The sequence below is a fragment of the Aeromonas sp. 603757 genome, from assembly GCF_049171255.1.
Taxonomy (GTDB): domain Bacteria; phylum Pseudomonadota; class Gammaproteobacteria; order Enterobacterales; family Aeromonadaceae; genus Aeromonas; species Aeromonas veronii_A.
Map to the genome: position 1 here is coordinate 123,307 of NZ_JAAKOE010000002.1, position 23,372 is coordinate 146,678.

A 23,372-nucleotide genomic window follows, 5' to 3' on the forward strand; every position below is an offset into this window, starting at 1 on the left:
AATCTGTTTTAACATGAGGCTTGGGGTAAACTAGCGAGTAAGTAAAGCCGAAGTTTGACATAGATTGGATCATGAACACACCCCAACTGAATCGCCAGATCATTCTGGATACTGAAACCACAGGTATGAATACGGCGGGCGGCCCTGTCTATCTGGGGCACCGCATTATCGAAATCGGCTGTGTGGAGGTGATCAACCGCAAGCTGACCGGTAACCACTATCACGTCTATATCAAGCCTGATCGTCTGGTTGACCCGGAAGCGATCCAGGTACACGGTATCACCGACGAGTTTCTGCGTGACAAACCGTCGTTCAGCCAGATTGCCGATGAATTCCTCGACTTCATCCGCGGCGCCGAACTGATCGCTCACAACGCGCCGTTTGACGTGAGCTTCATGGACTACGAGTTCAGCAAGCTCGGACTCAACTTCAAGACGGCGGATATCTGCACCATCACAGATACCCTGGCGATGGCGCGGGATCTCTTCCCCGGCAAGCGCAACAACCTGGATGTGCTGTGCGATCGTTACGGTATCGACAACTCCCACCGTACCCTGCACGGGGCTCTGCTCGATGCGGAGATCCTGGCGGACGTCTACCTGCTGATGACCGGCGGCCAGACCAAACTCAATCTGGCTACCGAGAGCAACGAAAACGAAAGCAATCAGGACACCAGCATTCGCCGGTTGGAGAGCAACCGACCCGCCCTCAAGGTGGTGCGTGCCAGTGCCGAGGTTCAGGCCCTGCACGAGGCGAGACTGGATCTGGTACAGAAAAAGGGAGGAAGTTGTCTGTGGCGGCAATGAGCAAGTGGTGTGCCGGTCTGCTGTTGTTGCTCTCGCTGGGGGCGATGGCGACCGAGGTATTTGCCCCTTCCGATATTCCGCTGCTGGATAACCGCTTTCGCATCGATTACGGCGTGAAGGAGATCACCTTCATCATCAAGCGCAAGCCGGGCACCCCGTCCGTGATCCTGGTTCGCCCCGATGGCAGCAAGCTTTACGTGGGCAAGGTCAAACCCGCAGATGTGGGTTGGCTGGCGCTGCCGGAGCATGATCTCATTACCCTGCGCAATCCCATGCCGGGCCCCTGGCAGGCGATTGGCGAGGTGGATCCCGACAACCGGGTGCGCATTCTCTCCGATATCCGGCTCGATATCGCCGCCCTGCCGATGCAGCTCTATCAGGGGGAGGTGGTCAAGCTCAAGGCGTGGTTGCTGATCAATGGTCAGCCGCCGAAAGATAAATACTATCTCTCTGATCTTGGCATGACCGTCAAGCTGCAATCGTTCAGCGATGCCGATAAGAAAGAGGTCGTGCTGGATCAAGTACTTGGCCACTATCGCGATGATGGCAAGGGGCTGGACGAAGTGCCGGGTGACGGCATCATGACGGCGGAAGTGACACTACAGGATATTCCCGCCGGCAAATACCGCGCCATGTTCAGCACAGGTAATCAGGTGTTTGTCCGAGCCCGCTATCAGGATGTGCTGCTCTATCCTTATCCGTTCAGCTATAACCTGACACCCCCTTCGGAAGAGCTGGGCGCCAAATTGTCGCTGCTGATCGATCGTGATGAACTGGATCCGGCCTCTGTCGCGATCAAGGGGAGTGTCACCAGCAATGTGGGTGGCCTCTACGAGTTTAGCGAGACGGCCAGTGAGCCCAAGCTTGATATCGATCTCTCTGCCATCAAGGAGGTCGGTCAGCATGAGGTGAAAGCGACCCTTTATGGCACCACTCGTCTGGGGCGCGAGCTGAAGATCGAGTTGCCGGTGAAAACCTTCAATATCTTTCCGCCCCCTCCGCCTCCCGCAGAGGTGGCATCAGCAGCCGCTCAGGCCTCCAGCGCCGAGTCTACCGAAGAGCAGCCTGAAGAGGGAATGGGGTGGCTACTTTGGGTTCTGGTTGGGGGTGGGGTACTACTGGTGTTGCTGGGAGGCGCAGGTTTTGTGGTGATGCAAAAACGGCGTGCTTTTAAACGTGCGCTAGCAGCAGCTCAGGCTGAAAATCAACAAAACGGCCAACCGGCAGCCAAGCTGGATCTCAATTTGCCAGAGCAGTAGCCCAGACTCGGGAAAAACGATACACCAGAGAGAAGAAACCGCCCTCGATAAGCAGGGCGGTTTTTTAGCTCGAACCCTTAGGATAAGGGATTGGCAGCAATCAGTGATCGCCAATATAGACATCCTTGTTCTGCTCGCGGATTTCGAGGAACTTGTCCAGATTGGCCATCATCAGCTCGACCAGCTGGGGGTCGAAATGCTGCCCCTTCTCCTCTTCAATCAGGGCCAGCACCTTGTCCAGCGGCCACGCTTTCTTGTAGCAGCGATCCGAACCCAAGGCATCGAACACATCGGCCAGTGCCACGATCCGTCCTTCCAGTGGGATATCGGCCCCCTTCAAACCGCGGGGATAACCGCTGCCATTCCACTTCTCATGGTGATTGCCTGCTATGGTGGCGCCAATCTGGAACAACGCCAGATCGCTGCCGGAGAGCATATCCTGACCGAGTTGGGCATGAGTTTTCATGATCTCCCACTCTTCCGGGGTCAGCTTGCCCGGTTTGTGCAAAATGGCATCGGGAATACCCACCTTGCCAATGTCGTGCAGTGGTGAGGCCCGTTTAACCAGCTCGCTCTGCTCTTCGCTCATCCCCAGCAGATGGCAGAAAAGCTCGGTGTAGAGCGCGACCCGTTTGACGTGTAACCCTGACTCCTTGGAGCGGGTTTCGACCAGTTCGCCGATGCGATAGATGATCTCCCGCTGGTTGTCGGCGATCACCTCGTTGAGCCGGATATTTTCAAGTGCCACTATGATGTTTTCGGTAAACAGGGTCAGCAGGCTGGTATCGATCTGACTGAGCTGGCGAGTGGTCTCGATATGAAACAACAGGTGGTGGCGCGGGTTTTGGCAGTAGAGCACCATCTGGTTGGTGTTGTAGATATTGCAGCCCCGGGTCATGGCCTGACGCAGTATCTCGGGTGCCTCTGTCAACCGCACCGGGGGATGACCTGGCAGCAGGGGCTCCAGCAGTTGATCCTTCACTTCGTAGGCATATTGTTTTACATCGTAAATCTGGGTCTCTCCCAGATGGAGCAGGGCGCTCAGCTGCTCTTGGGCGCCTTCGACAAACTGACGCAGCGCCCGTTTCTCAAAGATCCCCTTGGAGGCTTCGATGACTTTTTCCAGCCCTTGCCGGTTGCTTTCCAGGGTGCGGATATCCCGATAGGAGCGCAGGCTGGCCCGCAGCAGGGTGCGCAGCTTCTGGGAGGTGAGCTCGGTTTTATCCTTGTAGTCGTTGATGTCGTAGTTGGTCACCACGTCATCTTCCGGCGCTTGGCCGGGTTGGCCGGTACGCAGCACGATGCGTACCATCTTGTTTTGCAGCTCTTCACGGACATATTTGACAACATCAAGACCGGCGTGATCGACCTCCATCACCACGTCCAGCAGCAGCAGTGCAACATCCGGGGTGGTGGCCAGCAATTTTTTTGCCTCTGCAGCCGAATAGGCATGCAGAAACTCGATGGGACGATTGTCAAACTCGAATTTGTTTAAAGTGATCTTGGTGATGCGATGCACTTCCGGTTCATCGTCAACAATCATCACCCTCCAGCCTGCTTGCTGCGCGTCGGGGAGGGAGAGCTCGTCATCATCAATAATCAGGATCTGGTCATCCATCATACAATCCTGTTTGGCATCCTGTGCTTACATTAACTGCTTCACTAAGGATAGGAAACTTATTGAGAAATAAAATTTGATCTCGAAAAACTATGGTCGAAATAGGCAAATGGAACCCTGCGTGACAGTGTTGTTGTCCGGCTGCTTTCTTCGTCCAATCATGGGACTAGCGTGCATAAGCCCGTTTCTCTGTTCGGGGGCTGATGGTAGTGATTAGTGATGTTTGAGCCGGATAGACGAGAAATAATCGCATTTGATAGTGATTCCCATTTGTGTGTAGCATAGGCAACACACTCAACGAGGAGCCTCATTGTGTCCCCATCTCTGCCTCCCAATCGTCCCCGTCTGCTGACTGTCAAAGCCATTACCCAGATCACCCCCCATTTGCGTCGTATCACCTTTGGTGGCAGCGAACTGGCTGACTATCCCTTCACCTGCGGTGGGGCCCATATCAAGGTGATGCTGGCCCAGCCCCATCAGGTAGAGCCGGTGCTGCCTGCAATGACCCCGAGCGGCCCGCGCTGGAGTGACCCGGCTGACAAGCCGGTGATCCGCACCTACACCATCCGCGCGTTTCGCCGTGATGAGCAGGAAATTGATATCGACTTCGTGCTGCACGGTGACGGCGGGCCCGCCAGCGCCTTTGCTACCCATGCCAAGCCGGGAGAGAAGGTAATCCTCTCCGGGCCGGGTGGTCCCAACCCTATGCTGCAACCGGCCGATCACTACTGTCTGGTAGGGGATCTCACCGCCTTGCCCGCCATCATGGCGATGTGCGAGGTGATGCCTGCCGATGCCAGAGGGGAAATTGCGATTCTGGTGCCGGATCAGGCCGATGCTCAGCCGTTGACGCTGCCGGTCGGGGTGCGCTGTCACTGGTTTGTCGGCGAGCCCGAGTCCAGCGGCCTGCTGGAGCATGTGATTGCTCTGCCGCTGGTGCGCGATGGTGGCTTCTTCTGGCTGGGTGGGGAAGAGGCGCTGGTGCTGCCGCTGCGCCGCCATTTTCGGTCTGTGCTCGAGGTGGATCGCCAGTCGCTCTACGCCGTGCCGTACTGGCGCCGGGGCAAGAATGAAGAGGCCTATCACCAGACTCGCCACGATGTGATGGATAATTAAGCGGATGCGAAAGAATACCTGATTCACTCTTGCAAATAAAAATGATTTGCATTTAGTATTGCGCCGTCCCGATGTCAGTCGGTACGGCGCTTTTGTTATTGATGGCTGCGAGTGGCATAGCACAACGCAGGGCCTGCCGTAATGCACTGATGTTCGGGGTGATGGGGCATGGACGACTGTTCATGCCAATGAACTCCATCACTTTGCACCGGGTCTGGCGAGGTCAGACAGGGATGTCGGTGGTGTTGGCCTTGGTTGTTTTATGTGGAGTGTTGATGATGCGTACATCATCCCGACGATTTGCAGTGCATCCGCTGGTGTTGTCCCTTTTTGCCCTGCCAGTTCTGGCCCAAGGGACTGCGCCTGTCACCGTTCATGAAACTATGGTGGTGACGGCGAGTAAAACCCGGCACAGCGAGCTGACCGCCCCGGCCAGCGTCTCTGTGGTGACTCGGGCCGAGCTCGACAAGCTCAATGTCAATGACCTCACCGGCGCTCTGAAACAGTTGCCGGGGGTCAATATCAGCCCTGCTACCAGCTACGGCCGCAGCGAGATCAAGTTGCGCGGGCTGGAGGGGGATTACACCCTGTTGCTGGTCAATGGGCGGCGTATCAGCTCCCGCGATGCTCTTACCTCCGGTTATGGCAATGATTTCGATCTCTCCGCCATCCCCATGGCGGCCATCGAGCGTATCGAAGTGATCCGTGGCCCCATCTCCTCCCTCTACGGCGCAGATGCGCTGGGTGGGGTGGTCAATGTCATCTTGCGCCAACCCGGGGAGAAGACCGAAGCGGCGGCCACCTATACCTTCAGCGACCCCACCGACGGTCACGGCGGGACTATCAACAAGGCGAGTGCCTATGTGGGCGGGGCACTGATCGACAACAAGCTGCTGGCCAACCTGGTGGTAGAAGGGAACCACAGGGATGCCTGGCAGAGCGAGCAGAGCATCAACCCCAAGGCCGATGCCATCGAGCAGCGTGAAAAGCTGGGGATCCTCTCCAACGTCAAATGGCTGATCGACGATCGTCAGGATCTGGATGTGGGGATGAACTACGCCAAAGACGATCGGGAGGCCCACTGGAACAACTACGGCCAGACGCCGCGCAATATCCAGCAGATGGAGCGACTGGGGCTCAATGCCACCCATGTCGGCCGTTGGGATCAGTTCGACAGCCGGGTCGGCTATGCCTTCGAGCAGGTTGATCTCTTTGATGACTCCGAACTGATGACGGCGCTGAGCAAGACCAGCGGCGATGTGAGCCAGACCAACCACACCTTTGATGGCCAGCTGAGCGGCAATCTGGGCAGCCACCTGCTGACCAGCGGTGCCGAGTACCGCATCACCGAACTCAAGCATAACGTCAACCTCAAGGGGGGCGATGTCAGCGTCAACCAGAGCGCGCTCTATCTGCAGGATGAGTTTGGCTTTGGCGATCTGGCGTTGACCCTGAGTGGCCGAGTCGATCACCACGAGACCTATGGCACCGAGTTCAGCCCCCGCGGTTATGCCCTCTACAGCCTGACTGACAACTGGGTGGTCAAGGGCGGCATTGGCAAGGCATTCAAGGCGCCGACCATTGCCCAGTCCAACCCGGATTATGCGGTAGCCGCCTGTCGCGGTCGCTGCGCCGTGGTGGGCAACCCGGATCTGAAGCCGGAAACCGCCGTCAGCTACGAGCTGGGCACCGCCTATGATGGTTCGTTCTGGGGCGCCGGGGTTACCGTCTTCCACAACGATATCAAGGACAAGATCCAGAGCGAGGCATGGACCTCCACCTGGCGTCCGGCGGTGATGACCTATCAGAACGTCAGCAAGGCCCGCATCAAGGGGGTGGAGCTGAGCGGCTGGTTTGATATCACCGATGCCCTGACCCTCTCCAGCAACGTCACCCTGATCGACGGGGAGGACAAGACCAGCGGCAAGGATCTCTATCGGACGCCGGAGCATACCGTCAACGCCAAGCTGGAGTGGCAGGTCATCGAGAGCCTGAGTACCCAGCTCGGCTGGAACTACACCGGCAGCCAGATCCTTCCGGTTCCGCGCATGAGCGGCACCACCTATGACACCACCGCCGGATTCCACACCCTGGATATCGGGGCAGTCTGGAACGCCACTCGGGCACTGGATCTGAAGTTCGGGCTCAACAACCTGACCAATACCAAGCGTGACTGGGTTGCCACCGAGGCCGATCAGATCCTCGACGGGCGCACTGTCTATGCCGGTGTGGCCTACAAGCTGTAATGGCTGAGCGGGAGCCCGCACTGGCGGGCTTCCGTTGTTGCCACGGTATCACCTCGGATGACGGCTTTTGTGTCAACAAGATGGCATTGCAATCATAAGGAGTTAAAGGGTGTTTAGAGACCAGACCTCGCTGTTCTGGCTGGGATTGTTCCTCCTGTTCGTACTGCTTTCTCTTTCGCTCGCCACCGGTGCGGGTGTCTATGGTGCTCGCGAGGTGCTCGGCTACCTGATGGGGGATGCCCGCTGGGCTGGCGACCAGAAGCTCGCCATGGTGCTCAATACCTTGCGACTGCCGCGCACCCTCTGTGCCATGGTGGTCGGCGCCTCTTTATCTCTGGCTGCCTCCTTGTTGCAGAGCGCGACCCGCAATCCGCTGGCGGAGCCCGGCCTGCTCGGCGTCAACGCCGGGGCCGTCTTTGCGCTGGTGGTGGGGCTCACCTGGTTCGGGGTGGAGTCCGCCTACGGCTATCTGCTCTGGGCCGGACTCGGTGCGCTGCTCGGCAACGTGATTGTGCTGGGGCTTGGCATGATGATTGGCCGCTCCAACCCGCTGAAGCTCATTCTGGTCGGGGTGGCGCTCTCCGCCACCTTCGGCGGTCTCTCCAGCTTTCTGCTGCTCTCCAACAAGATGGTGCTGGAGCAGTACCGCTTCTGGAACCTCGGCTCCCTGTCGGCGGCCAATCTCGATGCCATCATCGCCGTGCTGCCCTTCGTGCTGGCGGCGTTTGTCATCACCCTGCTGCTCTGTCGCCAGCTGACCCTGATGCAGATGGGGGACAGTCAGGCCCAGGCGCTCGGGATCCGCCCTAACCGGGTGCGGATTGGCGTGCTGCTGGCCGCCACCCTGTTTACCGCCAGTGCCATCGCCATCGCCGGCCCCATCGGCTTTGTCGGCTTTCTGGCCGCCTACTGTGGCCGATTGGTGGAGCCGGTGAAGCTGTCGGTGCAGGTCTGTTTCTCCGCCCTGTTCGGCATGCTGTTTCTGCTGTTGGCAGACATTCTGGCGCGCTGGCTGATCCAGCCGTTCGAGCTGCCCAACGGGGTTATTCTGGCCCTGATTGGCGCACCTGTGCTGATCGCCATTGTTCATCGCGGGGGCTTTCGTACCCTGCTGACCGTCAAGTGAGGGGTTGATGCGTACACCTACCGATATGCTCTGCCTGCGGGCCGGCAACCGCTCTTTGCTGCTCCATCTGCCAAGCTGGCGCGGGCTGGCTCTGCTGGCCGTGGCGTTGCTGGCCCTGGCTCTGCTGGCCCTGAGCGTTGGCGGCGGCAAGCTCGGCTTTGCCGGGGTGGTCAACACCCTGATGGGGGAGGGGACGCGGCTTGAGCAGCTCACCCTGTTCAAGATCCGGCTGCCGCGCATCCTTGGGGTGGTGGTGGCGGGGGCCGCAATGGGGCTCTCAGGCTGTCTGGTGCAGACGCTGGTGCGCAACCGGCTGGCCACACCCGACATGGTGGGGGTCAACAACGGCGCCTCTCTGGCCATCATCATCTTCTCCCTCTATCTGACCGTGGGCAGCTGGCCCTGGTGGGCGGCCCCCATCGGCGCCATCTTCGCGGCGCTGGTGCTCTATGCCCTCTGCCGCAAACCGGGTGAGCAGGGCTATCTGTTCGTGGTGATCGGTATCGGCCTCTCCGAGCTGTTCGAGGCGCTCGGCCAGTTCGTGATGTCCACTCAGGCCCTGCTGCACCTGAGCTCCCTCTATTTGTGGAATATGGGCAGCTTTATCGCCGTGGGTTACAGCACCATCACCCCCATCGCCATCCTGTTGCTGCTGCTCTGCCCGTGGATCGTCTATCTCTCCCGCTCGCTGGCGGTGCTGCGCTTTGGCCCCGAGATGGCCAGAGGGCTTGGCGTCAACGGCGATCGGGTGCAATTGGGCATTCTGGCCCAGGCCATTCTGGTGGCGGCGCTCGGCACCGCCATCGGCGGCCCCGTGGTCTTTATCGCCATGGCGGCCCCCATTCTTGCCTCCTGGCTGGTAAAAGACCGGGTGGTGCCGCTCTGGCTGGCGGCACTCAGCGGCGCCCTGCTGCTGCTTGCCAGTGATACCCTGGTTCGGGGGCTGGCCAGCCCCCACGAGGTGGCGACCGGTATCATGACCCGCATTCTCGGTGGCCTGTTGCTGCTGTTTCTTCTCGTTAACGATCGCCAGAGGGCTGACTGATGACGCTCACCGTAAATCGCCTCCACTTCGCCTATCAGCAGACTCCCATCCTGCGGGACATCTCCTTCAGCGTGCCGAGGGGCAAGCTGGTGGGGATCGTCGGCCCCAACGGCTGCGGCAAATCGACCCTGCTCAAGCTGCTATCTGGCCAGATGAAAGCCCAACGCGGCGAGATCCTGCTCAAAGGCAAGCCGCTTGCCAGCTACCCCATGAAGGGGCTGGCGCGGGAGCTCGCCTATCTGCCCCAGCGGCCCACCCTGCCTGCCGGCATTCTGGTGGAGCAGCTGGTGCAGTATGGCCGTCACCCTCATCAGGGCTGGTTCAATCAGTGGGGTGAGGAGGATGCCCGCATGGTGCGTATTGCCTGCGAGCGAATGCAGCTTGAGGGGATCTGGCAGCAGAGCGCTGCGTCCCTCTCCGGCGGGCAGGCACAGCGGGCGTGGCTGGCGATGATCCTGGCGCAGGACAGCGACATGGTGCTGCTCGACGAGCCCACCAGTGCCCTCGATATCGGTCACCAGACCGAGGTGATGGAGGCGATCCATCGCATCACCGCCGAGGGCAAAACCGTGCTGCTGGTGATCCACGATCTGGCGATGGCGGCCCGTTACTGTGACGAGTTGATCGCCATCGGCGAGGGGACCATTGCCGCCATGGGCCCGGCCCGGGAGGTGGTGACCAAGGATCTAATCGACCGGCTCTACCAGACCAGTGTCGACATTCTGCATGCCCCCGGCGACGGGGCGCCCATTATCGTGCCCCGTCGCCACGAACATGGCTGCGCCCTGCGTTCGGCGAGTTGAGCCATATGGGCCTGCTCTGTGGGCCCACCGAGTGTATTCACGCGGCCGATTATCCGGGCCGTGCAACGAGAAGGAGTGAGATGATGAAGCGTTTTGCCGCCCTGGCAGCAGCCATCCTGATGCTGGCCGCGCCGCTGGTTCAGGCGCAGGAGATGCGTGAAGTGACCGATGCGTTTGGCCAGAAGGTGCAGGTGCCAGTCCAGCCAACGCGGGTGGTGGTGCTGAGCGAGCTCGAACTCGACAGCACCCTGACCCTGGGGCTGACCCCCATCGGCGCCGTCAATGGCCGTGGTCAACCCACCTTGCCTCGCTATTTGCTGAACAAGGCGGGCATGGGGATCCAGGTGATCGGCGATCTCGACAGCCCCAATCTGGAGTCGCTGATTGCGCTGGAGCCCGACCTTATCCTGACTGGCCAGACCCGTCCCGAGCTGCTGACCTTGCTGGGGGAGATCGCGCCGACCGTGTTGACCAGCAAGTGGGGTGAGCCGTGGCAGGATAGCTTCCGCCGCACCGCCCACACCCTCAACCGCGACCAGCAAGCGGATACTTTCTTGCTGCAGTATGCCGAGCGGTTGACTCAGGCCCGCAGCAAGCTGGCCAAACATCAGGGGGAGAGCATCAGCATAGTGCGCTGGAACCCCAAGGGGCCGAGCTTTATGTATCAGGGCACCTTTGCCAGCAGCGTGGTTGAATCGATGGGGCTGGTGCGTCCGGGCAAACAACAGGGGACTGGCGCGCCCCATTCACCGGCGCTGAGTCTGGAGTCCCTCAACTTGTTGGATGCCGACTGGCTGGTGGTCGGTACCCTGAGCGCCAGCGGCGATGCGGTGGATGCCATGCGTCAGGCGGAGCAGACCCCGGCGTTCCAGCAGTTGCCGGTGATCAAGGCCAAGCGCTTTGGCACCGTGGACGGGTCGCTCTGGACCTCCAGCGGCGGCCCACAGGCGGCTCTCAAGGTGATCGAGGATGTGGAGCAGTTGCTGGCAACCCGCAGCTGAACGAGCGCGTTATCTGAGGGATGAAATCTGTGCGAATGAACCACAGATAGAGTATCTATCTATCAGTGGTTCATTAATGTGGATGTTAATTTCTTTTATTGGCTCATTCGCAAAAGAGTGCTTTCGTTTATTGATTAATGTGTGAATTGCTGCACGTTCTGGGTACGAGCCTCGCGGTATGGCTTTTGTCGCCCCCGTTTTTCCGTATGGTATGAGCGTTTATTGGGTCAAGGGTTAATTGCTGCTTGTTCCCGTTAAGTGCTTGCTACCAAAGAGGAATCTAAATGAACGAGAGTCGACGTAGAGTCACCCTGGGGCTGTTGAGTACCCCCCTGGTCGCCACCCTCACCGGCTGCAACAGCAGCAATGACAGCCAGGGGAGTGCGGCGGATTTTCGCACCACCCTGACCGACCGGCTGAGCGCCGAGCTGCACGACGAGCAGACGGCCCGCCAGCTGGCCCCCTTCATCGAGGAGGCCTGCTTCAACATGACCCCGTCCCGGGTCGCCATCGACCAGGCCCACTGCGTCATCGCCTTTGCCTTCGGCAACCGCCCCAACGCCTCGGGCAACCCGGATGAACTGGCCGAGCCCGGCCCCATGAACGAGGCTCTGGCTGCCTGCTGTGCGGCCCTCTATCGGCAAAAGCCGGTGCCCATGTACGTGCAATGGGAGATTGCCCGCTTCCTCGACTCGACCCGCTATCCGGACATTCCAGCCCGGGATGTCATCTCCATCGAGCCTTACTGGGATAATGAAGGCAAGCTGGTCTACCTCAGCACGGACGGCGTGGTGGAGGCCATTGTCAGGGATTATGCCGGCGGAGATGCCGCCGCCCTTGGCACGGCGGCCGTTATCGGTCACCGCGACCACGTCAAGCGCTGCATCATCACCTGCCGTGCCCGCAAGGTGGCGAGCCATGCCCCGGAGGGGATCGAACTGCCCGTCTGGTACGACGAGCAATCCGATCAACCCTGGACCCGTCGCCGCGACCTCTATGTGCTGCAGGATATCTCGGTTCAGTTGATGGGGGTGGCGCAGGCCAACATAGCCCAAGCCTATCCGAACGGCTGAGGAGACCGCTCGGCGGATGGTGCAATAACAGAAAACGGCGGGATGATCCCGCCGTTTTTTTTTTGAAATGACTCTGATTACTGTTTCTGGATAGTGGTTACGGTTAGCTTGCCATCCGGGTTCTCGGCGTGAAAACGCACCGCATCCCCCACCTTCAGATCCTGGAGCTGGGCCGGGTTAGCTACTCGAAAGACCATGGTCATGGGGGGCATCTTGAGGTTCTCGATCGCCTCGTGCTTGATGCCGACTTTGCCGCGCCCCTCATCGAGGCGGGTAATGACCCCCTTGGTCATCACCATTGCGGCCTGTTCGCTCATCTCACCCGTCTGACTCATATCGTGCCCTTCATGGTGCATCATCTCTTCGGCTTGCAGGTTGGTCTGGGTGGCAAGGCCAAGCAGCAGGGTCAGGGTCAGCGTTTTGTAGTTCATGATGGTTTCCTTATCGTTCAGTCAATATGGATCGTGAAATCGGGTTACTCGGATTGCGGGTACGCGCTCTTGCCAAGGCTGCGACTGCGCCACAGGTAGTAGGCGGCGGGCAGCACCAAGAGGGTCAGCACCAGCGCGCTCACCATGCCGCCGATCATGGGGGCGGCGATGCGCTGCATCACCTCGGATCCGGTGCCGTGGCTCCACATGATGGGCAAGAGGCCAGCGATGATGGTGACCACCGTCATCATCTTGGGGCGCAGGCGCAGGGCGGCGCCGTGGATCACCGCCCGGTGCAGACCCGCCTTGTCCGGCTTGCCACTGGCCACCAGGTCATCCCAGGCATGGTTGAGGTAGACCAGCATCAAGACGCCGGTCTCTACCGCCACCCCCGCCAGAGCGATAAAGCCCACCCCGACCGCCACCGAGAGGTTGAAATCGAGCAGCCAGAGGGTCCAGATCCCCCCCACCACCGCCAGCGGCAAGGTGGTGAGAATGAGCAGTACCTCCTGAACGCGGCGAAACGCCAGATAGAGCAGCAGCACGATAATGGCGACCGTGAGCGGCACCACGTAGGCGAGGCGCGCCTTGGCCCGCTCCATGTACTCGTATTGGCCAGACCAGGTGAGGGCGTAGCCCGCCGGCAGCACCAGATGCTTGCCCACCTTTGCTTTGGCCTCATCGACGAAGGAGCCGATATCGCGGCCGCGAATATCGACGTAGACCCAGCCGTTGAGCCGCGCGTTTTCACTGCGCAGCATGGGGGCTTCATCGCTGATGTAGACCCGGGCTACATCCGCCAGCGCGATGCGAGCGCCACTTGGAGTGACCACCGGCAGCAGCTCCAAGCTGGCTACAGAATCGCGATAGCTCTGGGGGTAGCGCAGGTTGATAGGGTAGCGTTCGCGCCCCTCGATGGTTTGGCCCACCTCCATGCCGCCCACTGCGGTGGCGAGCACCGCCTGTACATCGGCGATGTTGAGGCCATAGCGGGCCGCTTTGAGCCGGTCGATATCCACCTTGACGTAGCGGCCACCCGCCACCCGCTCGGCGTAGACCGATGAGGCGCCCTCCACCTTGCCAACGATCTGTTCGAGCTGTTGGCCGAGTTGCTGGATCACCTTGAGATCCGGCCCCGCTATCTTGATGCCGACCGGGGTCTTGATGCCGGTGGCCAGCATGTCGATGCGGGTCTTGATGGGGGGCACCCAGGCGTTGGTGAGGCCGGGGAAGCGGATGAGGGAGTCGAGCTCTTCTTTGAGCTTCTCCGGGGTCATGCCGGGGCGCCACTGATCCCGGGGTTTGAGCTGGATGCTGGTCTCCATCATCACCAGATCCGCAGGGTCGGTGGCTGATTCGGCGCGGCCCGCCTTGCCGAACACGTTCTGCACCTCGGGCACGGTACGAATGAGCTTGTCGGTCTGCTGCAAAATCTCCCGCGCCTTGCCCACCGAGATATTGGCTGCGGTGGTGGGCATATACATGATGTCCCCCTCGTCCAGCGGCGGAATGAACTCGGAGCCCAGGTACTTGAGCGGCCAGAAGCCCGCCACCGTCACCACGGCGGCGATGGCCAGGGTGGTTTTCGGACGAGCCAAGACGGCTTTGAGCAGTGGCACATAGCCCAGGCTCAGCCAGCGGTTGAGCGGGTTGGCCTGCTCCGCCAGCACCTTGCCACGGATAAAGTAGCCCATGATCACCGGCACCAGCGTGATGGCGAGCCCGGCCGCCGCCGCCATGGCATAGGTCTTGGTGAAGGCGAGGGGGTGGAACATCCGCCCCTCCTGCGCCTCCAGCGCAAACACCGGCAGGAAGCTGATGGTGATGATCAGCAGGGAGAAGAAGATGGCAGGCCCCACTTCGATGCTCGCCTCTGTGATGATGCGCCAGCGGTTCTTATCGGTGAGCGCCTCCCGCTCCATGTGTTTGTGGACGTTCTCGATCATCACGATGGCGCCATCCACCATGGCGCCGATGGCGATGGCGATGCCCCCCAACGACATGATGTTGGCGTTGATCCCCTGCAGGTGCATCACGATAAAGGCGGTCAGGATGGCGATGGGCAAGGAGATGACCACCACCAGCGACGAGCGCAGGTGGAACAGGAAGGCGAGGCAGACCAGCACCACCACCGCGAACTCCTCTACCAGCTTGCCGGAGAGGTTGTCGATGGCGCGCTGGATAAGGTCGGAGCGATCGTAGACGGTGACGATCTCTACTCCTTCCGGCAGGCTGCTTTTGAGCTGGGCGAGCCGCGCCTTGACCCCGTCGATGGTGTGCTGGGCATTCTCGCCATAGCGCATGACGATAATGCCGCCCACCACTTCCCCTTCGCCATTGAGCTCGGCCAGGCCGCGCCGGCTCTGGGGCCCGGTGACCACATCAGCCACATCGCCCAGCAGCAGCGGGGCGCCGCGCACATTGGTACCGAGCGGGATCTGCTTCAGATCCTCCACGCTTTTCAGATAGCCGTTGGATCGCACCATGTACTCCGCTTCTGCCATCTCGATGACGGAGGCGCCGGTCTCCTGATTGCCCTGCTTGATGGCGGTCTCGATTAGGGAGAGCGGGATGCCGTAGGCGCGCAGCTTGTCCGGGTCGACCCGCACCTGATACTGGCGCACCATGCCACCCACGGTGGCGACCTCTGAGACCCCTTCCACCGTCTGCAGCTCGTACTTGAGGAACCAGTTTTGCAGAGAGGTGAGCTGGCTGAGGTCGTGCTTGCCGGTTCTGTCCACCAACGCGTACTGGTAGACCCAGCCCACCCCGGTGGCATCGGGGCCGAGCTGGGGTCGAGCGGAGGCGGGCAGGTTGGGGGCGACCTGACTCAAATACTCCAGCACCCGGGCACGGGCCCAGTAGAGGTCGGTGTTGTCGTCAAACAGCACATAGACGAAGGAGTCGCCGAAGAAGGAGTAGCCGCGCACCGTGGTGGCCCCCGGCACCGCCAGCATGGCGGTGGTGAGCGGGTAGGTCACCTGATCCTCCACCACTTGAGGCGCCTGGCCCGGATAGGAGGTCTTGATGATCACCTGCACGTCGGAGAGATCCGGCAGGGCGTCCACCGGGGTCTGTTTGACCGACCAGAGCCCCCAGGCGGTGAGCATGAGGGTCAATAGCAGCACCAGAAAGCGGTTGCCCACGGACCAGCGAATAATCGAGGGGATCATGGTTGGGCTCCTTGCTCATTGGGTGCAGAGAGCGGAGAGCGGTTGCCTGTCAGGCAGCGAATGATGGAAGGGATCATGATTTCTTCTCCACCTCGGGCATCGCCATCTGATGCTGGCTATGGTCCATGCCTTCCATCTTCTCCATCTCATCTGCCGCAGGCTTGGCGGTGTCGCCAGTTGCTGGTGCTTGCTCTTGCTCTTGATGGATGGTGGTGATGCGGTACTCATCCCCCTCCTGCATCACCTGCAGATGGAAGGTCTGTCCCTCGGCCAGCTTGCTGATATCGACCCCGTCGGCGACGGTGAATTCCATCTCCATGGCGGGCCACTGCCACTCGGGGATGGGTTGGTGGGAGACCATCAGGGTACGGTTGGCCAGATCGATGCTTTCAACCTCGCCCTGGGTCCATACCTGGGCAGGGCGCACTGCCGTCATACGCTGGAAGTCTGAATCGATGGCCGACTCGGAGTCGAGCAGGAACTGGGCCGAGCTGACGATGTTATCCCCCGCCTCTACCCCTTCCTTGATGGCCACCTTGTCGCCAAACTGGGGACCCAGAGTGACGGCCACCGACTTGAAGCTGCCATCCCCCAGCGCCAGCACCAGCCGGTCCTGGCTGCCGGTACGGATCACCGCTTCGCTCGGCACCACCGGTTGCGGCTCTCCCTTGCCCGCCTGAATCGTCACCTTGGCGAACATATTGGGTTTCAAAAACTCGTCCGGGTTGGCGAAGCGCAGCCGCACCTTGAGGGTACGGGTGGTGGCATCCAGAGTCGGGTAGAGGTAATCGACCCGGCCCTGCCAGTGGCGGCCGGGGGCGTAGTCGAGGGTCATGGTGACCGGATCCCCCACCTTCAGCTGGGCGGCCTGGCGCTCGAACACCTCTGCACTCACCCACACCTGCTTGAGGGTGCTGATGTTAAAGAGGGCCGCGGCGGGCTCCACATACTGGCCTTCGCGCACCTTCAGCTCGGAGACATAACCGCTGCTGGGGGCATAGATACGCACCGTCTCCTGCACCTGACGGGTGCGCTTGAGGGCCGCTATCTGATCTGCCGGTACCTGCAGGGACTTGAGCTTGCCTTCGGCGGCGCGCAGCAGCAGCGGGTTGGCAGTGTTGAGGGCCAGCAGGTATTCGTGCTGGGCGTTGACCAGATCCGGGGCGTAGAGCTCGTAAATAAGGCTCCCCTTGCTCACCTGCTGCCCTTCGCTCTTGATGGCGAGGGTGCGGATCCAGCCCGCCATGCGGGCGTTGACCGCCTCCAGCTTGTCCTCGTCATAGCCGACGTAGCCCACCGTCTCGATCTGCTGGTGGATAGGGAGCTTCTCCACCTTGGCAAGCCGCACCCCCAGGTTCTGCTGGATCTCGGGGCTGATGGTGACAGTGCCCGGTGAGCCGCCCTGTTTTTCCTCATAGACGGGGATAAAGTCCATCCCCATGTTGTCCTTGGCCGGGGCATTGCGCTTGTCGCGCGGATCCATGGGGTTGACCCAGTAGAGCGGCGTCTTCTCCTTGGCCACTGTGCTAGCAGTGGTCTGTTTGGCAGCCCAGTAGCCGCCACCGGCGCCGAGGGCCAGCAGCAGGGCTGATACCAGCAGTTTCTGGCTCATCGCACACCCCCACTTAGTGGCAGGGTGGCAAAGTTCTTGGCGGCGATAAGGCCGGTAACAGGGACAAGTGACATCATATCTCTTCTCTTGTGCAGGCCGCCGGATCGGAGATGGACAAGGCATCACCTAAGGGATTGGCGGCAAACGGGGCGCAGCTGTATCAGCGCGCACGGCTCCCAGTGAGCGGGCCGGTTTGGCCGGGGCACAGGGTCAGGCAAGGCGGCAGGAGACGGGCAAGCCGAGGCTTGCCGCTGCCGCAAGAGAAGCGCTTTCTAGTGTCGCAGCACCGACAACATCAGGTGTCGGCGCGGCCAGGAGGGGGGATGGGTACCGCGTGATCGCAGGAAGGGATCCCGCAACCAGTTATCAAGCAGTGCAGTTGCGAAGTTACTGCCAAGTAGCAGGGGGAAGATCAGCAGGGCGACCAATACACCCAGCAGAGCTATCGCGCCGAAGGAGAGGGCATTGACGCCGGTCTGCATCTGGCACTCATCGCCCATGGCCGACCCCTCGTCTCCCTGATGGCAGGAGAGGGCCATGGTATCGCTCGGGTGAGACATTGCGGGCATCGCATGAGAGCTCTCGCCATCCGCCATCGCCATGGATGAATCCAACATCACCATTGGCAGGGGGCTGCTTTGGGTCGTCTCGGAGGAGAGGGGAGAACCATGCCAGCTGATGCAGAGGGTCAGATTGCACACGAGCAGCAGCGCCAGCAATAGCCGGGCTAGCAGGGCAGAGGGCAATCTTGTCGCAAGCTGGGTGAGTGACAATCCGGTCATCCTTCAGGATCTGGTATCCAGACTCTAAACCTTGCTTCTGGGAGAAGGTCAAGGCGAGGGCTGGCGCTGTTGTTGCAGATAGATGTCGCTGTATTTCTCCAGCAGCTGATCTATCCACTGCCTCATGCCCGGCGCTTGCAGCATGGGTTCCAGCTGTTCGAGGGTGCCAAGATGGGGAGATTGTAGTGAAACAGAAATATAGAGCTCACCGCGCTGCAGTGGCCACTGCAGATCAGTCATTCCGCTGCTCGGGTAATTTTCGCTCAAAAACAGGCGGCCGGAAGAGCGGCCATAGGGAACGAAGTCGACCCGGTCACTGGCCAGCAGGCCAAATACCTGCTTGAGGGAGTTGACCCTGTAGATGCGGGTATTTGCTTGCAAAAAATCATCCATTTCGCTGCCAAGGCTGACGCCTATCATCATGGCTCCCCGCAGTCCGGTCAGATCCTCCCGTCGCTGCAGCAAGCGGCTGCCGGGTTGGCGCACGAACACCGCCATGTCATTGATGGCCATGGGCGTTCGGGTAAAGCGGGAGTAGTGTGCTCTCTCTTCGTTGCGCAGCGCACAGATATTGATGTCGACCTCTCCTTTCGCCACTTTCTGCTGACAGCGGGCCCAGGGGCCCACATAGGAGAGATCCACATTGAAACCCAACCGTTGATAGAGGGTACTGACTACTTCGGCACAAACGCCGATGATCTTGCCATCGCTCAGCCAGTTCCAGGGGGGATAATCGTGATGACCACAGGCGGAGAGGGTAGTGGTCGTCAAGGTCGTCGCGAGCCAGAGCTGAGCCAGCATATCCGGATCCTGTGCAAAAAAGTCTCGATGTGTGTCATTGAAGCACACCGCAGACAAAAAAATACCCCCGCACGGGCGGGGGTAGTTTGTTATCGGTGGCACGCCCGTGGAGAGCGTTACGGCTTGGCGCGTTTTTCCGACCCTTTCATGATGAGGCGGAAGAAGAGCGGGATAAAGAAGATGGCGATAAAAGTGGCGGCCAGCATGCCGCCGATGACCGGCCAGCCGAGAGCGTGACGGCTTGCGGCACCGGCGCCGCTGGAGGTGACCAGCGGCACACAGCCGAGGATGAAGGCCAGCGAGGTCATCACGATGGGGCGAAAACGCAGGCGCGCCGCCTCCAGTGCCGACTCGATGAGGCTCATCCCCTCCTCGTGCTTCATCACCGCGAATTCTACAATCAGTATGGCGTTCTTGGCGGCAAGGCCCACCAGGGTCACCAGCCCGATCTGGAAGTAGACGTTGTTGGTGAGTCCTACCAGCCAGGTGGCCAGCAGGGCGCCGAACAGGGCGAACGGTACGGCTGTGATCACCGCAAACGGCAGGCTCCAGCGTTCGTACTGGGCTGCCAGGATGAGGAAGATCATCACAATACCGAAGCCGAACGCCATGCCTGCGCTACCGGCAGAGGCCTTCTCCTGATAGGCGGAACCGGTCCACTCCAGCTTGGCATCGTTGCCAAGGGTGCTGTTGGCCACCTCTTCCAGTGCGGCGATCGCCTGACCCGAACTGTAGCCGGGTGCCGGCTGTGCCATGATCTTGGCTGCCTGGAAGATGTTGAAACGCTCTACCAGCTCGGGGCCAGTGGCATCACGGACCGTCACTAGGCTGCTGAGCGGGATCATCTCGCCGGTGTTGGAGCGCACGTAGACGTTGCGGATATCGCTCTTCTTGGCGCGGTAGTCCGCTTCGGACTGCAACTGTACCCGGTAGGTTCGGCCAAACTGGTTGAAGTCGTTGACATAGACCTGACCGAAGGTGGCCTGCATGGTGTCGAACACCGCATTGATCGGCAGCCCCAGCGCCTTGGCTTTCTCGCGATCCAGGTCGAGATAGACCTGCGGCACATTGGCACGGAATGTGGATGTGACACTGGCAAACTCGGGGCGCTCCTTGGCGGCGGCGAGGAAGCGCTGTACTTCGCCCGAAAACTCCTGGGCACTGCCGGAACCCCGGTTTTGCAGGTAGCCTTCAAGTCCGCCGGTGGTGGACATCCCCTGGATGGGGGGCGGGTTGAAGGAGGCAACAAAGCCGTCAGCCAGCCCCATCAGGCTCATCCCCTGCAGAGTTTTGGCCAGATCGAAGGAGTCCTGGCCTGTCCCCTTGCGCTCGCTCCAGTCCTTCAGGGTAATGAAGGTGAGACCGCTGTTGCTGATGATGGCGTTGGAGAGGATGTCGAAGCCCGAGAAGGTGATCACATCCTTCACATTGGGATTGGCCATGGCGAGCTTGTCGAACTGATCCGCCACTGCCTGTGTCCGGCTCATGGCGGCGGCATCCGGCAGCATGACGGCGGAGATGAGGTAGCCCTGATCTTCGTTCGGTACCAGCTCGCCCGGCACTTTCAGGAAGAGACCGTAGATGGAGAGCAGCAGTACGGCGATGATGGCAAAAGCGACCCCCACCCGACGGTTCAGGAAGGCCACACCCCGTACATAGCCGCGGGTCAGCTGGTCAAATTTATCGTTGAACCAGACGAAGAAACGGGCCGGTTTGTGATGTCCCTCTTTGAGCAACACGGCGCACAAGGCCGGAGAGAGAGTCAGAGCCACCAGACCGGAGATGGCCACCGAGACCGCGACCGTGATGGCGAACTGCTTGTACATCACCCCGGTCATGCCCCCCATAAAGGCGACCGGCAGGAACACGGCGCAAAGCACCAGCACGATGGCGACCACCGGACCTGAGACCTCCTGCATGGCGAGGATGGCAGCCTCTTTGGGCGAACATTTCTTCTCGCTCATGATCCGCTCGACGTTCTCGAGCACCACGATGGCGTCATCCACCACGATACCGATGGCGAGCACCATGCCGAACAGGGTCAGCAGGTTGATGGAGAAACCGAGCACCAGCATGCCGGCGAAGGTCCCGATGAGCGACACTGGCACCGCGATACAGGGGATCAGGGTGGCGCGGAAGTTCTGCAGGAACAGGTAGACTACCACGAACACCAGCACGATCGCCTCGAACAGGGTGTGTACCACCTCTTCGATGGAGATCTTCACAAACTCTGTGGTGTCGTAGGGGATCTGGTACTCGATATCCTGCGGAAAGCGCTCCTTGAGCCGCTCCATGGTGGTGTGCACCGCATCGGCGACTGCTACGGCGTTGGCACCGGGCTGCAGATAGGTAGCGATACCGATGGCCGGTTTGCCGTTGGCGCGGGCCACCAGATCATAATCCTTGCCCCCCAGCTCGACCCGGGCGACATCGCGGACCCGGATCTTGGAGCCATCGGGCATGGAGCGAACTATGATGTTCTGGAACTCTTTCACATCTTCAAGGCGACCCTTGGTCTGCACCGTGTAGGTGAAGTCGATGGGGGTCGAGGTGGGCTGAGCGCCGATCTTGCCTGCCGCAAACTGGGTGTTCTGCTCGCGGATGGCGCTAATCACATCACTCGGGGTGAGTTCGAGCTGGGCCAGTCGATCCGGCCGCAACCAGATGCGCATCGCATAGTCGGTACCGCCAAACAGAGTGGTATCACCGATGCCGGGAATCCGCTTGAGCTCGTCGATGATGTTGAGCAGGGCATAGTTTGACAGATAGGTGGTATCAAACGAGCCGTTCGGCGACTGGAGGGTGACCACCTGCAGGATGGCGGTCGATTTCTTCTTGACCGTTACCCCCTGCTTTTTCACCTCTTCCGGCAGCTGGGCCATGGCGGCCGATACCCGGTTGTTGACGTTGATGGTGGCCTGATCCGGATCTGTGCCGATCTCGAAGTAGACGTTGAGGTTCATCTGGCCGTTGGAGGCCGAACCCGATTGCATATAGATCATCCGCTCGACGCCGTTGATCTGCTGCTCCAGCGGTGCGGCGACAGTCTGGGAGATCACCTCCGGAGTGGCCCCTGGATAGAAAGCGGTCACAGAGACCACCGGCGGGGTGATCTGGGGGTACTGCTCGATGGGAAGCGAGCGCATTGCCGCCAATCCGCCCAGCACGATAATGATGGAAATCACGCTGGCGAAGATGGGACGCTCGATAAAAAACCTGGAAAACATACGAGCTCCTTACTTGGCCGCTGAGTGGCTGACCATCTTGGCGGTGATGGCTTTCATCTCGTCGGCAGAGACAGGTTTCACCACGCTGCCGGGGCGAGCCTTCATCAAGCCTTCGACGATGTAACGGTCACCGGCATTGAGGCCGCTGTCGATCAGCACCCCCTCGGAGACCACCGGGCCCAGTTTGACCGGACGGGGGATCACCTTGTTCTCGGCATCGACCACCATCACCATGCGGTCAGCCTGGGACTGGACGATAGCGCGGGGCGGCACCACGATGGCATTCTTGCGGGTGCCCAGATCGATGGTCATACGGACAAACTGGCCGGGCAGCAGCACGCCGTCCTTGTTATCGAAGATGGCGCGGGCACGGATGGTGCCGGTCTGGGGATCGACCCGGTTGTCGGAGAAGTTGAGCTTGCCCGCTTGTGGGTAGACAGAACCATCGGCCAGGCGGATATGGGTGCGCCAGTTGGTGGCGTCCTTGGCTTCAATGGTCCCTCTCTTGACCGAGTTCTCGAAATCGAGGCGATCCTGCTCCGAGTAGGAGAAGTTGACGTAGAGCGGATCAAACTGGGTGATGGTAGTGAGCAGGCCGTTGTCGCCACTGGTGGAGATAAGGCTCCCCTCGGACTGGGAGCTCTTGCTCGCCATGCCGTTGATGGGGGCAGTGACCTTGGTATAGCTGAGGTTGAGCTCGGCCTCCTTCACCTTGGCCTGAGCGGCCTGATGGCTGGCGATGGCCGCTTCATAGTTGGCGATGGTGTCGTCATAGTCCTTGCGGCTTACCACCTGGCGCTTGAAGAGGGGAATGATGCGATCCCGATCGGCGCGTGCCTTGTTGAGTCTGGCCTGCTCCTGGGCCAGGGTGCCTTTGGCCTGCTCCAGCGCCACCTTGTAGGGCTCGGGGTCGATCAGGAACAGTTGCTGGCCGGCGGTAACCGGTTGGCCTTCCACATAAGTGCGCTTGAGCAGGATGCCACTGACCCGGGAGCGCACATCGATCTCGCGAAAGCCGGCAGTTTCGCCAACCATCTCGGTGGTGAGCGGCACATCGGTCAGGATCGCCTCGTTGACTACCACGGGCACGGCCTGCATGGTTTGCGCCGTCTGGTTTGTTTCCCCGCCACAGCCGGCCAGTGCACCGGCCAGCGTCAGAGCGAGCATCCCCTGTTTGAATAATCCTGCTCTGGTGTTTGGCTCCATCATCATTTCACTCCAGTTGGCCCGATTGCGGCCATCATGCACACCTT

Annotated in this window: 17 protein-coding genes; 9 read left to right on the plus strand and 8 right to left on the minus strand. The window is 60.5% G+C overall.

All coding sequences use genetic code 11. The annotated features are described in order from the left end of the window. The first annotated feature begins 71 nt into the window (after nucleotides 1–71). Nucleotides 72–806, plus strand: coding sequence for a DNA polymerase III subunit epsilon (dnaQ, locus tag G5332_RS02405; protein ID WP_058055867.1), 735 nt, complete (start codon nucleotides 72–74; stop codon nucleotides 804–806). Next, on the plus strand, nucleotides 803–2,065 hold the full coding sequence (locus tag G5332_RS02410) for a TIGR03503 family protein (protein ID WP_216953221.1): 1,263 nt from the start codon (nucleotides 803–805) through the stop codon (nucleotides 2,063–2,065). The genes dnaQ and G5332_RS02410 overlap by 4 nt, the downstream gene beginning before the upstream one ends. 100 nt (nucleotides 2,066–2,165) lie before the next feature. On the opposite strand, the gene G5332_RS02415 is transcribed toward G5332_RS02410, so the two are convergent. Beyond that, nucleotides 2,166–3,683, minus strand: a complete 1,518-nt coding sequence (locus G5332_RS02415) for an HD domain-containing phosphohydrolase (RefSeq protein WP_216954328.1) — start codon at nucleotides 3,681–3,683, stop codon at nucleotides 2,166–2,168. Between the two features lie 312 nt (nucleotides 3,684–3,995). Here G5332_RS02415 and G5332_RS02420 point away from each other — a divergent pair, with 312 nt between their 5' ends. The 7 genes from G5332_RS02420 (at nucleotide 3,996) to G5332_RS02450 (ending at nucleotide 12,093) form a co-directional block, all read left to right on the plus strand. Next, nucleotides 3,996–4,799, plus strand: coding sequence for a siderophore-interacting protein (locus tag G5332_RS02420; protein ID WP_421249355.1), 804 nt, complete (start codon nucleotides 3,996–3,998; stop codon nucleotides 4,797–4,799). A gap of 278 nt (nucleotides 4,800–5,077) precedes the next feature. Further along, nucleotides 5,078–7,045, plus strand: a complete 1,968-nt coding sequence (locus tag G5332_RS02425) for a TonB-dependent receptor domain-containing protein (protein ID WP_421259227.1) — start codon at nucleotides 5,078–5,080, stop codon at nucleotides 7,043–7,045. Between the two features lie 109 nt (nucleotides 7,046–7,154). Further along, nucleotides 7,155–8,171: a FecCD family ABC transporter permease gene (locus G5332_RS02430; RefSeq protein ID WP_421221399.1), complete on the plus strand. Its 1,017-nt coding sequence runs from the start codon at nucleotides 7,155–7,157 to the stop codon at nucleotides 8,169–8,171. Nucleotides 8,172–8,178: 7 nt separating this feature from the next. Next, nucleotides 8,179–9,216: a FecCD family ABC transporter permease gene (locus G5332_RS02435; protein WP_100645521.1), complete on the plus strand. Its 1,038-nt coding sequence runs from the start codon at nucleotides 8,179–8,181 to the stop codon at nucleotides 9,214–9,216. Beyond that, nucleotides 9,216–10,019: an ABC transporter ATP-binding protein gene (locus G5332_RS02440; protein WP_266135547.1), complete on the plus strand. Its 804-nt coding sequence runs from the start codon at nucleotides 9,216–9,218 to the stop codon at nucleotides 10,017–10,019. The genes G5332_RS02435 and G5332_RS02440 overlap by 1 nt, the downstream gene beginning before the upstream one ends. Nucleotides 10,020–10,102: 83 nt before the next feature. Next, a complete protein-coding gene (locus tag G5332_RS02445) occupies nucleotides 10,103–11,020 on the plus strand; it encodes an ABC transporter substrate-binding protein (RefSeq protein ID WP_421259226.1) in 918 nt (305 codons plus the stop codon). Nucleotides 11,021–11,304: 284 nt separating this feature from the next. After that, nucleotides 11,305–12,093 (plus strand): hypothetical protein, encoded by a 789-nt coding sequence (locus G5332_RS02450; protein ID WP_421171800.1) that lies wholly within the window; start codon nucleotides 11,305–11,307, stop codon nucleotides 12,091–12,093. Between the two features lie 77 nt (nucleotides 12,094–12,170). On the opposite strand, the gene G5332_RS02455 is transcribed toward G5332_RS02450, so the two are convergent. The 7 genes from G5332_RS02455 to G5332_RS02485 form a co-directional block, all read right to left on the minus strand. Next, nucleotides 12,171–12,524, minus strand: a complete 354-nt coding sequence (locus tag G5332_RS02455) for a copper-binding protein (protein WP_227342327.1) — start codon at nucleotides 12,522–12,524, stop codon at nucleotides 12,171–12,173. A gap of 44 nt (nucleotides 12,525–12,568) precedes the next feature. Further along, entirely contained in the window at nucleotides 12,569–15,697 is a 3,129-nt protein-coding gene (locus G5332_RS02460) for an efflux RND transporter permease subunit (protein ID WP_421171801.1), read from the minus strand. A 73-nt stretch (nucleotides 15,698–15,770) separates the two neighbouring features. Continuing rightward, on the minus strand, nucleotides 15,771–17,309 hold the full coding sequence (locus tag G5332_RS02465; RefSeq protein WP_421259204.1) for an efflux RND transporter periplasmic adaptor subunit: 1,539 nt from the start codon (nucleotides 17,307–17,309) through the stop codon (nucleotides 15,771–15,773). A gap of 272 nt (nucleotides 17,310–17,581) precedes the next feature. Beyond that, nucleotides 17,582–18,082, minus strand: a complete 501-nt coding sequence (locus G5332_RS02470) for a hypothetical protein (RefSeq protein ID WP_058055875.1) — start codon at nucleotides 18,080–18,082, stop codon at nucleotides 17,582–17,584. Between the two features lie 57 nt (nucleotides 18,083–18,139). After that, nucleotides 18,140–18,892 (minus strand): substrate-binding periplasmic protein, encoded by a 753-nt coding sequence (locus G5332_RS02475; RefSeq protein ID WP_216978400.1) that lies wholly within the window; start codon nucleotides 18,890–18,892, stop codon nucleotides 18,140–18,142. A gap of 116 nt (nucleotides 18,893–19,008) precedes the next feature. Next, nucleotides 19,009–22,119: an efflux RND transporter permease subunit gene (locus tag G5332_RS02480; protein WP_421249358.1), complete on the minus strand. Its 3,111-nt coding sequence runs from the start codon at nucleotides 22,117–22,119 to the stop codon at nucleotides 19,009–19,011. Between the two features lie 9 nt (nucleotides 22,120–22,128). Then, nucleotides 22,129–23,286 (minus strand): efflux RND transporter periplasmic adaptor subunit, encoded by a 1,158-nt coding sequence (locus tag G5332_RS02485; RefSeq protein ID WP_421249373.1) that lies wholly within the window; start codon nucleotides 23,284–23,286, stop codon nucleotides 22,129–22,131. Between the last annotated feature and the right edge of the window lie 86 nt (nucleotides 23,287–23,372).

Coding starts and splice junctions, on each gene's coding strand:
- G5332_RS02475 (WP_216978400.1), bottom strand. CDS start 18,892: ATGCTGGCTCAGCTCTGGCTCGCGACGACCTTGACGACCACTACCCTC.
- G5332_RS02425 (WP_421259227.1), top strand. CDS start 5,078: ATGCGTACATCATCCCGACGATTTGCAGTGCATCCGCTGGTGTTGTCC.
- G5332_RS02440 (WP_266135547.1), top strand. CDS start 9,216: ATGACGCTCACCGTAAATCGCCTCCACTTCGCCTATCAGCAGACTCCC.
- G5332_RS02415 (WP_216954328.1), bottom strand. CDS start 3,683: ATGGATGACCAGATCCTGATTATTGATGATGACGAGCTCTCCCTCCCC.
- G5332_RS02480 (WP_421249358.1), bottom strand. CDS start 22,119: ATGTTTTCCAGGTTTTTTATCGAGCGTCCCATCTTCGCCAGCGTGATT.
- G5332_RS02410 (WP_216953221.1), top strand. CDS start 803: ATGAGCAAGTGGTGTGCCGGTCTGCTGTTGTTGCTCTCGCTGGGGGCG.
- G5332_RS02435 (WP_100645521.1), top strand. CDS start 8,179: ATGCGTACACCTACCGATATGCTCTGCCTGCGGGCCGGCAACCGCTCT.
- G5332_RS02460 (WP_421171801.1), bottom strand. CDS start 15,697: ATGATCCCCTCGATTATTCGCTGGTCCGTGGGCAACCGCTTTCTGGTG.
- G5332_RS02445 (WP_421259226.1), top strand. CDS start 10,103: ATGAAGCGTTTTGCCGCCCTGGCAGCAGCCATCCTGATGCTGGCCGCG.
- G5332_RS02450 (WP_421171800.1), top strand. CDS start 11,305: ATGAACGAGAGTCGACGTAGAGTCACCCTGGGGCTGTTGAGTACCCCC.
- G5332_RS02485 (WP_421249373.1), bottom strand. CDS start 23,286: ATGCTCGCTCTGACGCTGGCCGGTGCACTGGCCGGCTGTGGCGGGGAA.
- dnaQ (WP_058055867.1), top strand. CDS start 72: ATGAACACACCCCAACTGAATCGCCAGATCATTCTGGATACTGAAACC.
- G5332_RS02465 (WP_421259204.1), bottom strand. CDS start 17,309: ATGAGCCAGAAACTGCTGGTATCAGCCCTGCTGCTGGCCCTCGGCGCC.
- G5332_RS02455 (WP_227342327.1), bottom strand. CDS start 12,524: ATGAACTACAAAACGCTGACCCTGACCCTGCTGCTTGGCCTTGCCACC.